Source organism: Peristeroidobacter soli, assembly GCF_004138485.1.
GTDB classification, from domain to species: Bacteria; Pseudomonadota; Gammaproteobacteria; order Steroidobacterales; family Steroidobacteraceae; genus Steroidobacter; species Steroidobacter soli.
In genome coordinates, this window is record NZ_RYEV01000004.1 from 399,782 (window position 1) to 411,393 (window position 11,612).

The following is an 11,612-nucleotide window of genomic DNA, read 5'->3' on the forward strand; positions in this document are numbered from 1 at the left end:
CCGGCCCCACGAACCGTCTGAGGTTTGAAGGGGCGCGTAGTTTAGGGATGACGATGGGCGCGGTCAATCGAGTCACGTGCATCATGTCACATGGACTGGCGGCGGCCGGTTCAGCATCACCCAGTACAGGCCCAGGCTGCTGACCGCCTCGACGAACGCCCCGAATTCGACCGGCTTGCGGACATAGCTGTTGGCGCCCAGGTTGTAGCTGGCGATCACGTCGGCGTCCTGGCTGGAGGATGTGAGCACGACCACCGGCAGATTGCGGGTCCGCTCATCGGCACGCAGCCGTTTCAGTACGCCCAGCCCGTCGAGCTTGGGCAGCTTCAGATCGAGCAGGATCACCGTGGGTGCATTCATCACGTCCCGGCTCGCGTACTGGCCGGTGGCGAACAGGTATTCGATGGCTTCCACGCCGTCGCGGACCACCACGATCTCGTGCGCCAGGTTGTTCTTGCGCAGGCTGAGCAGCGTCAGCTCCTCGTCGTCCGGGTTGTCCTCGACCAGCAGGATGTAGCGCTCGGTCATTGCGGCCCCTTGGCAATGCTGAAGTAAATCGTCGCCCCTTTATCGACGGCGGCATCGGCCCAGATGCGCCCGCCATGCCGTTGCACGATGCGCTGGACCGTGGCGAGGCCCACCCCCGTGCCGGGAAACTCCCCGGCCGCATGTAAACGCTGGAACACACCGAACAGGTTCGCCGCGTATCGCGGATCGAACCCGACGCCATTGTCCTGCACGAAGAACGTCCTCTGGTTTTCGTCTACGTCCGAATTCGTCACTGCGCCGAAGCGTATCTGGGTCACCGGCCGGCCGGCAGTGAACTTCCAGGCATTGTCCAGCAGATTCTCCAGCGCACTCTCCAGCAGCCCGGGATCCCCGTCCACGATCAGCTGCGGCTCGATGACGATCGCGGCGGCCCGCTCCGGATTCGCTTCGCGCAGCCGTGCCACGGTGGCACGCGCGTACTCGGACAGATCCACCTGCCGCCGCCTGAATTCCACCCGCGTGACCCGGCCCAGCTCCAGCAAGTCATCGATCAAGTTCGACATTCTTTGCGTACCGGCCAGTACGCGATCGATGTAGCGCCGACCGTCCGCATCGATCGTCTCGTAATGCCGGTCGCGCAGCAAGCCGGTAAACCCCGCTATGGCGCGTAACGGTCCCCGGAGGTCATGCGACACCGAATAGCTGAAAGCTTCCAGTTCTTTATTGGACTCCTGTAGCTCCGTGGTCCGTTTTCTCACTCGTTCCTCGAGCTCGGTGTACAAACGTGCGTTTTCCAGGCCGACCGCCGCCAGATCGGCGAGCTGGATGAGCACGCGCTCGTCATTGGCGGCGAAATCACCGCCCTGCTTATCGGCCACGCACAGCACGCCGATGTGGCGCCCGGAGGCCGCGGCCAACGACACGGTGATACCGCCGCACGCCTGCCATTCCGTACCCCACGCCGCGCCCTGCTTCATCGTGGACCGCTCGATGCGCACGACTTGTGGCGCCTGTGCCCCGCCCCGGTGGCCATCATCGTCGAGCAGCAGCGAGCCCGGCGCCACCAACGCATATTTTTGGGAATGCGAGGTCTTGCAGTTCTCGACCGTGCGCCCATCGGCACTCTTCAGGACACCGACCGAGACATGCGCGCCAACCAGGTTGCGGGCGATGTCTGTAATCACCTGCAACAGCTCATCCACCGTGAGCACCGAATTCACTTTGCGGGCCGCCGCTGCAAGCGACGATAGTTGCGTGAGATGCCGCTGCCGCTCGAGGTCGGCCTCGTTGCGCTCGGTCACGTCCTGCATCGTGCCGATGATGTGAGTGGTGCGTCCGGTCTCATCTCGAATCGCGCGACGCTCGGCGTGCACGTGGCGCACCGACCCATCGGGATGTCGTACGCGGAACTGCATTGCGCCGCCGGCATCGCCGCGATTCGCTTCACCGTAGGCGGCAATGAGCGTCGGCCGGTCTTCTTCGAGCACGACCGCGAGGAACGCCTGCAGACTGATCGAGCGCTCCGAGGGAATGCCCAGGATCGCGCTGGTCTCGCCATAGATATTGAGCCGGTCGCTCGACAAATCGCGCTCCCAATATCCCAACCGGGCAATGCTCTGCGCCAGCTCCACGCGAGTGAGGCTCTCCCGCAACTGCGTCTGCGCATTCGAATGCGCGATCGCCAGCGCCACCAGACTCACCGCCGCCTGCACGAGCACCAGCTCGCGATCGGTCGGTGCGTACGGATGCGGGTAGTAAACAGCTATGACAGCGATCAAGCGTCCGCGCGCCCCGAACACTGGCGTGAACCAGCAAGCTCGCAAGCCATGCTCAGTGCCGAGCGCGAGCAGCTCGGCCCATTCCGGATCGCTCGACATATCGGCGCACGTTGCCGTTTGCCCGCTGCGTAACGCGCTGGCGCATGCACCGTGCGGCATGCCGAGCAATGTATCCTGGACCACGGAGAGGAAACGCGATGGCAGACTCGGACTCAACGCGGCGCGCACGCGCTCACCCATCGCATCGAGCACGGTCACCGCGCATTTAGCATCGGCGTCGAAGGCTTCCATGATGGTGCAGATCCGGCGCAGGACGTCCGAGAGCGGCGCGCCGCTGACGATCAACTGCAGAACTTCACGCTGCGACTCACGCAGTCGCTCGGCGCGCTTGCGATTGGTGATGTCGCGCGCGACCGAATAAGTCGCGCCCGCGCCGTCGGCGCCCGCGATCCACGAGGACGTCCAGCTCAGCTCGACCGTCGAGCCATCCTTGCGAACATAACGATTCTCGAATTCGACGACTTGCGCGCCCCGAAGTATCGACTCGTGCGCAAGCAAGGTCGCCTGCAGATCGTCTGGATGCACCAGATCGAGAAACTTGCGCCCGTGCAGCTCCCCGGGCCGATAGCCGAGGATGCGGGCGGATGAGGCGCTCAGACGCAGGAAACGCGTCTGAGCGTCAGTCACGCACATCAAATCTTGAGAGAGATCGAAGACCCGCTGCAGATCGAGCAGCGCGTCTCCCGCCTCGACCGAGGCCGTGCCGGCGTCCGTTACCGATGCATCGCGCGAACCATGCTCTGCCACCGCCGATACTCCCTGGCGCGTCCATTGACGTTGTCGATGCGGTCACGCTCCTGTGACCGGAACGAGCCTACAGCTGCCGTGCGCGCCTGCAGATTGCTCGAAGTCGCACGTCCCTCACCGAATCCAGAGGCGGTGCGACTTCGCGGATTATCGGTGATGGCGCCCGATGTGGGCGCGCGATTAGTGCGCTTCCTCGCCGCCGATCATCTGCAGCAGCTCTGCAGTGCGCGACTTCATCAGCGCCTCGTTGCCGCGGCTCTCCACGTTCAAGCGAATCAAGGGCTCGGTATTGGAGGAGCGCAAGTTGAAGCGCCAGTCGTCGAATTCGATGGAAAGACCGTCGGTGAAATCGATGGCCTTGGACCCCGGCTGATAATGCTGCTGCACGCGGGCGATGGTGGCCTTGGCGTCGGCCACTTTGCGATTGATCTCGCCGCTGGCGGGAAACGCCGCGATACGCTCACCGACCAGCTGCGACAGGGATTTGCCCGTTTCGCACAGAATCTGGGCCACCAGCAGCCAGGGAATCTGGCCGGTGTCGCAATAACCGAAGCGACGGAAGTAATGATGCGCGCTCATCTCGCCGCCATAGATGGCATCCGCCTGGCGCATCACGTCCTTCATGAACGCATGGCCCGACTTGGACATCACGGCCTTGCCACCGAGCGAGGCCACCATGTCGGTGGTCGCCCAGGTCAGCCGCGGATCGTGCACGATGCGCGCGCCCTGCTCCTGCTTCAGGAACACCGAAGCCAGCAGGCCGACGATGTAATAGCCCTCGATGAAGTTGCCGTTCTCATCGAACAGGAAGCAACGGTCGTAGTCGCCGTCCCAGGCCACGCCGCAATCGGCCTTGTGTCGTTTGATGGCTTCGATGGTGGCGATGCGGTTCTGCTCCAGCATCGGATTCGGCACGCCGTTCGGGAAGCTGCCGTCGGGCTGATGATTGATCTTGATGAACTCGAACGGCAGGTGCGGCTCGAGCTGATCGACGATCAGACCGGCACCGCCGTTGCCGGCGTTGACCACGATCTTCAGCGGCTTGAGCCTGGAGCGGTCCAGGTACGACAGCAGGTGATCGATATATTTCTTGCTGACGTCCAGCGTGTGATGCGTGCCGGGCTTCGACGGCGTCGCGTACTGGTTCGACTCGGCGATGCGCTGGATATCTTTCAACCCGGTGTCGCCGCTGATCGGCCGAGACTGCTCGCGCACGAACTTCATGCCGTTGTAGTCGGGCGGGTTGTGGCTCGCGGTCACCATGATGCCGCCGTCCATGCCTTCGCTGAAGGTCGCGAAATACACGACCTCCGTGCCGCACAGGCCGATGTCATAGACATCCACGCCCGAGTCGAGCAGACCTTTGGTCAGCGCCGCGCACAGCTCTTCGCTGGACTTGCGGATGTCGCGCCCCACGATCACCCGCTTGGGCTTCAGGAACTCCGCATACGCCCGCCCGATGCGATAAGCCACCTCGGGATTGAGCTCGTTCGGAATCCGGCCACGATAGTCATAGGCCTTGAAGCCGACGATGGCGGAAGACGAAGGGTTGGACATGCGCACTCGTTCCTCGAATCAACCAAACAAACCGTTGTTATGGAGCTTGGGCACGGATGCCCTGATGCAGCGGGCACATGGACGTGCAGGAGCTGCCCGGCAGAGACTACTTCTCGCCTTCCCGTCCGTAGCGATCCTCGAAGCGCACGATGTCGTCCTCGCCCAGATAGCCGCCCGACTGCACCTCGATGATGTGCAGCGGAATCTTGCCCGGGTTCTCGATACGGTGTTTGACGCCCAGCGGGATATAGGTCGATTGATTTTCCTCCAGCAGGAAAATCTCCTCGCCGCGTGTGATCCTCGCCGTGCCCGATACCACGATCCAGTGCTCGGCGCGGTGATGATGCAGCTGCAGTGACAGCGTCGCACCCGGCTTGACCATCAGACGCTTCACCTGGAAGCGCTGGCCGTTATCGATGCTGTCGTAGCTGCCCCACGGCCGAAACACTTCACGATGCAGCGAAGTTTCGTAGCGGCCCTGTTTCTTCAACTGATTGACCAGTTCCTTCACGTCCTGAACGCGATTCTTCGGTGCCACCAGCACCGCGTCCTTGGTCTCGACCACGACGTGATCCTGCAGACCGACGGCCGCGACCAGACGGCTGGTCGAATGCAGATAGTTGCCATGCGAATCGGCGGTGAGCACATCGCCGAGCGCGACGTTGCCGTCGCCATCGGCCGGAATGGCTTCATGCAGCGCCGACCAGGAGCCGACGTCGCTCCAACCCGCATCGAGCGGCACGACCACGCCGTGCTTGGTCTTCTCCATCACCGCGTAGTCGAACGAATCGCTCGGACAGGCGCTGAACTCCTTGGTGGGAAGACGCGTGAAATCCAGATCGCGTTTCGCGGCGGTGACCGCCTGCGCGCACGCTTCATAGATCTTCGGGGCCAGCTCGCGCAGCTCGCCGAGCACGGTCGAGGCACGGAACAGGAACATGCCGCTGTTCCAGAAATATTCCTTCGACTCGACGTAGGCCTTGGCCGTGGCGAGGTCCGGCTTCTCCACGAAGCGATCGATGGCGTAGGCCGGGCCGGCGCCGCTCACTCGCTTGATATAGCCATAGCCGGTTTCCGGCTTGTTCGGCACCACGCCGAACGTGACGAGCTTGCCTTCAGAGGCAGCCTTGCGACCGATTTCCAGCGCCGCACGGAAAGCGGCCACGTCGCGGATCACGTGATCGGCGGGCAGGATCAGCAGCAACGGATCGTTGTCGTTGCCCGCGCCTTTGGTCTGCGGCAGATCGGCCACGGCCGCCATCGCGGCGACTGCCACCGCCGGCGCGGTGTTACGACCCACCGGCTCGAGCACGATGGCTCGCGACTTGATGCCCGCTTCGAGAATCTGCTCGGCCACCAGGAAGCGATGGTTCTCGTTGCACACCACGACCGGTGCGCCGAGCCCCTCGACTCCAGTGACTCGCGCCAGCGTCTCCTGCAGCATGGTCCCCTTGCCGACCAGGGGCAGCAGTTGCTTCGGATACAGCTCGCGCGACAACGGCCACAGGCGCGTGCCCGAGCCGCCGGAAAGAATCACAGGAATCAACATACGCTGTCACCCCGCCCGATGGCGTAGTACTTCAATCCAAACCGTTTCACAAAGGCCGGGTCATACAGGTTGCGGCCGTCGAAAATCACTTTCTTGCCGAGCTGCGCGGCGATCAGGTCGAAATCGGGGCTGCGGAACTCCTGCCATTCGGTGGCGATCGCCAGCGCATCGGCGCCTTGCAAGGCCTCGTTGGCGGTTTTCACCAGCTGCAGGTCGGGGCGGTCGCCGTAAATGCGATGGACTTCTTCGTGCGCCACCGGGTCGTAGGCCCGCACCTTGGCGCCGGCGCCCCACAACGATTCCAACAGCGCGCGGCTGGGCGCCTCACGCATGTCGTCCGTATTAGGTTTGAACGCCAGGCCCCACAAGGCAATCGTCTTTCCGGTCAGGTCACCGTCGAACACCGCGCGCATCTTCTCGAACAGCACCGCCTTCTGGCGCTTGTTCACCGCTTCGACGGCATTCAGCAGCTCCGCATTGAACTTATGATCGGCGGCGCTGCGCGAGAGAGCCTGAACGTCCTTCGGAAAACAGGAGCCACCATAGCCCATGCCGGGATAGATGAAGTGATAACCAATGCGCGGATCCGAACCGATGCCCTGTCGCACCCGTTCGATATCCGCGCCCATGCGCTCGGCGAGATTCGCGAGCTCGTTCATGAAGCTGATCTTGGTCGCAAGCATGGCGTTGGCAGCGTACTTCGTCAGCTCCGAGGAACGCACGTCCATCACGATCATGCGCTCGCGGTTGCGAGTGAAGGGATCGTAGAGCGCCTTGAGCAGCTCGGCGGTGCGCGGGTTGTCGGTGCCCACCACGATGCGATCGGGCTTCATGAAGTCGTTGATCGCCGCGCCTTCTTTCAGGAATTCGGGGTTGGAGACCACATCGTATTCGGCCTGCGCGCCGCGGGCCTGCAGCGTCGTGGCAATCTTGGCCTTTACCTTGTCCGCCGTGCCCACAGGCACCGTGGACTTGGTAACCACCACCCGATACTCGCTGATGTTCTTGCCGATCGTTTCGGCGACCGCCAGCACGTACTTCAGATCGGCCGAGCCGTCCTCATCGGGCGGCGTGCCGACCGCGATGAACTGAAACAGGCCATGCTTCACGCCCTCGACGGCGTCCATGGTGAATTTCAGTCGGCCGGCTTCGAGGTTCTTTCTCAACAGCTCGTCCAGACCGGGCTCGTAAATCGGCGACTCGCCGCGCTTGAGCATCTCCACCTTGCGCTCGTCGACATCGACGCACAGCACGTTGTTACCAACCTCGGCCAGGCAGGCGCCGGTCACCAGGCCCACATAGCCGGAGCCGAAAATAGTCAAACGCATGAGGGGGATAACTCGCTGGACTTAAAAGGAAAAATGATCCGCGAGCTTAACGGACCCGGACAGTGCGGTAAAGGCGTCGGCCGGCGGGGACGCGCGAGTTCATCTGCCGTAACCTGAAAAATTTTCAGCTGCTTGCGAGGGAGAAAGCGAGGCGTTGTCGCTTTATCTATTAGGAACAGCAGCTTTGCCACGGACGGCAATAGCTGTCCAAAGGAAGCGCGGGTCGTGCACGGAGGCACGCAGCGGTCGGATACCGACAGGATGTCGGCAGCCGGCTCGCGACTGCTACGGACCCAGTGGACTCGCAACTCTTCCTGAAAGTCGCCATCGCGCTGCTCCCACGGCTCGAGAACGACAGCTCACAGGGAAAGTGGTTGTCAAAAGAACAGGATGAAGAACGCGTGCGCCCGCGGTCCTGGCCAGGGAGGCTGGATCGCATGGCAGGCACTCTCGACTCGGTCGCCGCGAGTCGCCGCCCACAGCGGCTCGCGGCACCATTCGACCCGACTGAACACGCCCGGACCTTCGGTGAGAAGGCCGGGGAGCACGTCCTGTGCTCCCCGGGTTAGCTCAGGCATGCAGTTCCTGAGGATCGTCCAGCGGGTGGGAGGCACCGGACTGCGGGCGTTCCCTCGCCCTGGTTCGCATCATGCGACGCTCAGGGTGGCCAGAATGGCCTCAATAACGGGCGTTTCGCCCGGAAATTCGTTGTTTGTGGACGTCGAAAACGTGCTAACGGCGGTAGGCGCCGCTCAGTACGTCTCGCCACCAGGACTCGTGGGTCAGATACCAGTCGACAGTTCTTTCGATGCCGGTCTCGAACGTTTCCCGCGGCTTGAAACCGAGCTCCCGCTCGATCCTGGTGGCGTCGATGGCGTAGCGCCAGTCGTGCCCGGGACGATCGGTGACAAACGTGATCAGGCTGTCGATGCGTCGGCCGGATGCCGCCGGGCAGTTGGGGAAGCGGCCCGCAAGGGTCGGATCCGCCGCGAAACGTCGCTCCAGCAGAGCGCACAAATGCCGAACGATATCGAGGTTGCGCCACTCATTGCGGCCACCAACGTTGTAGGTCTCTCCGAGCGTGCCACGTTCCAGAATGGCTTCGATCGCGCGACAGTGGTCCTCCACATACAACCAGTCGCGCACGTTCTCCCCTCGCCCATATACCGGCAATGGCTTGCCCTCCAGCGCGCTGACGAGCATCAGCGGGATGAGCTTTTCCGGGAAATGAAACGGTCCGTAGTTGTTCGAACAGTTGCTGGTCGTGACCGGCAGACCGTAGGTGTGATGATAGGCCCGCACCAGATGATCGGAGGCCGCCTTGCTCGCCGAGTAGGGTGAGTTCGGCGAATAAGGCGTCACTTCGGTGAACGCGGCGGCGTCCGTGCTCAGCGAGCCGTAGACCTCATCGGTGGAAACGTGATGAAAGCGCACGTCGCTACGCCATTTCCCATCGCGACACCAGGCTGCCCGCGCGGCTTTCAACAGCTCGTGCGTCCCCATCACGTTGGTTCGAATGAATTCGTCCGGCCCCGTGATCGAGCGGTCGACATGAGATTCCGCGGCAAAGTGCACGACGCAGTCGATCTGCTCCTGCTCGAATAACCGGGTCAGCAGCGCAGCGTCGGTGATGTCTCCCTGCACGAAACGAAATGCAGGATGGCCGGCGACCTCCGCCAGATTGGCGCGATTGCCTGCATACGTCAGCGCGTCGAGCACGACCAGTCGCCCATCGCGCTGGCCGCGCAGCCAGTGATGAACGAAGTTCGCGCCGATAAAACCCGCGCCGCCGGTCACCAGCAGATGTTTCACGCCCGCAGTTCTCTCAATACTTGCCGAAGATTGGTACGCCAGTGCACCGGCGTCAGACCGAGTGCGGCCGTGGTCGCCGTCACGTCGAGCACACTGTAGCTGGGTCGCCGGGCTGGCGTCGGATAGTCCTTGGTCTGGATGGGCTGGAGGTCCACGGGTTTCGTCACCAGGCCAAGCTGAGTCGCCTCTTCGTAGATGGCGACCGCGAAGTCATACCAGCTGGCAACGCCCGCGTCGGTGAAGTGCGCGATGCCCGGCAGTTTGCCAGTGGTCGCGGCGCGCCACACACATTCACTCAGTGAGCGCGCGCTCGTCGGCGTGCCGATTTGATCTGCTACCACTCGGATCACGGACCGCTCGTTGAACAATCGCAACATCGTCAATACAAAGTTGCGGCCGCTGCTCGCATAGACCCAAGCCGTGCGCACGATCGTCCAGTCGAGCCCCGCATGGCCTGCGATCTTCTGCTCGCCGGCCAATTTGCTCGCGCCGTAGACACCGAGCGGATGAGTTGCATCGTCGGGGCGATAGGGTCGCCCCGACGTGCCGTCGAACACGAAATCGGTGGAGATGTGGATGAAACGAATGCCCTGCGCCGTGCACAGGCCGGCAAGACCGCCGACAGCCTCTGCATTGATGGCGTAAGCCCGCTGTGGCTCAGACTCCGCGAGATCCACCGCCGTGTGAGCCGAGGCATTGATCACGACTTGGGGTCGGTGCGAACGCATCGCCTGCTCGACCGCATCTCGCCGCGTGATATCCAACTGCGTGCGATCGAGAGTCACCGCATCGACACTGGCGGGAATGTTTCTGAGTAGCGCGCGGCCGAGCTGACCCGCCGCGCCGACGATCAGAGTTTTCATGGCAGGGTTTCGAGCCGACTCCAAGGGGCGCCGTTGCGATCCTTCTCGGAAACGACGGGCTCGACGCCCGCCGGTATCGGCCATTCGACCCCGATCGCCGGATCGTTCCAAAGCAAGGTGCATTCGCTGGAGGGATCGTAGTAGTCAGTGCACTTGTAGAGGAAGTCCACGCGCTCGCTGAGCACCAGGAAGCCATGCGCGAACCCGGGCGGCACCCACATCATGCGCTGGTTTTCGGCGCTCAGGCACTCACCGACCCATTGTCCGAACGTCGGCGAGGATTTGCGCACGTCGACGGCAACGTCGAAAACTGCGCCTTCGGTGACGCGCACCAGTTTGCCCTGGGTATGACGCAACTGATAATGCAGGCCGCGCAGCACCCATCGGCTGGAACGACTGTGATTGTCCTGCACAAAGTGCGCGTCGATGCCACCCTCGGCGAACTTCCGCGCGGCCCAGGTTTCCACGAAGAAGCCGCGCGTATCGCCAAATACCTTCGGTTCGATCAGCACGACCTCCGACAGGCGGGTCGGTTTGAAAATCATTCGATGACTCGTTCTTCCAGCATGCGCAGCAGGTACTTGCCGTACTGCGTATTCTTGAGCGGGCGCGCCAGCTCACGCACCTGAGTGGCGGTGATGAAGCCCCGCCGGTAGGCAATCTCTTCGGGACAGGCGACTTTCAATGCCTGCCGCGTCTCGATCGCTTCGATGAAGGTCGCGGCGGCAATCAGCGATTCGTGCGTGCCCGTATCGAGCCAGGCATAGCCGCGCCCCATGACCTCGACCTGCAATTCGCCCCGGCGCAAATATTCCTTATTGAGATCGGTGATCTCCAGTTCGCCACGCGCCGACGGCGCCAGCTGTTGGGCGAATCGATAGGCGCGCTCATCGTAAAAATACAAGCCGGTGACCGCGTAATTGGAACGGGGTTTGGCGGGCTTCTCTTCGATGCCGAGCGCACGGCCCGCCGCATCGAACTCGACCACGCCGTAGCGTTCGGGATCCTGCACGTGATACGCGAACACGCTTGCGCCGGCGGTCTTGGCCGCCGCCGAGCGCAGCAGCTCGGTCATGCCATGGCCGTAGAAAATGTTATCGCCGAGGACCAGTGCGAACGCTTGATCGCCATAGCGCTGACCGGCGATCAGGACGGCTTCCGCGATGCCGCCGGGCCGAGGCTGTTCGGCGTAGTCGAACTTCATGCCCCACTGCTCGCCGGTACCGAGCAGCTGACGAAAGCGCTGCAGGTCCTGCGGCGTGGAAATGATCAGATGCTCCCGGATCCCCGCCAGCATCAATACGCTGAGCGGATAGTAGATCATCGGCTTGTCGTAGACCGGTAGCAGCTGCTTGCTGGTGACGAGCGTCAGCGGGTACAGCCGCGTTCCGGAGCCGCCGGCAAGAATGATTCCTCGGTAAGCCACGGG

10 protein-coding genes are annotated in these 11,612 nt (G+C 62.8%); all 10 read right to left on the reverse strand.

The genetic code is table 11. The annotated features are described in order from the left end of the window. Positions 1-81: 81 nt before the first annotated feature. On the reverse strand, positions 82-528 hold the full coding sequence (locus EKO19_RS17490; RefSeq protein ID WP_129777744.1) for a response regulator: 447 nt from the start codon (positions 526-528) through the stop codon (positions 82-84). Continuing rightward, positions 525-3,074, reverse strand: a complete 2,550-nt coding sequence (locus tag EKO19_RS17495; RefSeq protein ID WP_129777745.1) for a PAS domain S-box protein — start codon at positions 3,072-3,074, stop codon at positions 525-527. Before EKO19_RS17495 ends, EKO19_RS17490 begins: the two co-directional genes overlap by 4 nt. Before the next feature lie 180 nt (positions 3,075-3,254). Next, on the reverse strand, positions 3,255-4,631 hold the full coding sequence (locus EKO19_RS17500) for a phosphohexomutase domain-containing protein (RefSeq protein WP_129777746.1): 1,377 nt from the start codon (positions 4,629-4,631) through the stop codon (positions 3,255-3,257). A 106-nt stretch (positions 4,632-4,737) separates the two neighbouring features. Then, positions 4,738-6,180, reverse strand: coding sequence for a mannose-1-phosphate guanylyltransferase/mannose-6-phosphate isomerase (locus EKO19_RS17505; RefSeq protein WP_129777747.1), 1,443 nt, complete (start codon positions 6,178-6,180; stop codon positions 4,738-4,740). Further along, positions 6,174-7,508, reverse strand: a complete 1,335-nt coding sequence (locus EKO19_RS17510; RefSeq protein WP_129777748.1) for a UDP-glucose dehydrogenase family protein — start codon at positions 7,506-7,508, stop codon at positions 6,174-6,176. Before EKO19_RS17510 ends, EKO19_RS17505 begins: the two co-directional genes overlap by 7 nt. Before the next feature lie 377 nt (positions 7,509-7,885). Next, positions 7,886-8,086: a hypothetical protein gene (locus tag EKO19_RS38615; RefSeq protein ID WP_175597095.1), complete on the reverse strand. Its 201-nt coding sequence runs from the start codon at positions 8,084-8,086 to the stop codon at positions 7,886-7,888. Between the two features lie 154 nt (positions 8,087-8,240). After that, positions 8,241-9,320, reverse strand: a complete 1,080-nt coding sequence (rfbB, locus tag EKO19_RS17515; RefSeq protein ID WP_129777749.1) for a dTDP-glucose 4,6-dehydratase — start codon at positions 9,318-9,320, stop codon at positions 8,241-8,243. Further along, positions 9,317-10,183: a dTDP-4-dehydrorhamnose reductase gene (rfbD, locus tag EKO19_RS17520; protein WP_129777750.1), complete on the reverse strand. Its 867-nt coding sequence runs from the start codon at positions 10,181-10,183 to the stop codon at positions 9,317-9,319. The genes rfbB and rfbD overlap by 4 nt, the downstream gene beginning before the upstream one ends. Then, entirely contained in the window at positions 10,180-10,728 is a 549-nt protein-coding gene (rfbC, locus tag EKO19_RS17525) for a dTDP-4-dehydrorhamnose 3,5-epimerase (protein ID WP_129777751.1), read from the reverse strand. The genes rfbD and rfbC overlap by 4 nt, the downstream gene beginning before the upstream one ends. Then, a complete protein-coding gene (rfbA, locus tag EKO19_RS17530; protein WP_129777752.1) occupies positions 10,725-11,609 on the reverse strand; it encodes a glucose-1-phosphate thymidylyltransferase RfbA in 885 nt (294 codons plus the stop codon). The genes rfbC and rfbA overlap by 4 nt, the downstream gene beginning before the upstream one ends. Positions 11,610-11,612: the final 3 nt, after the last annotated feature.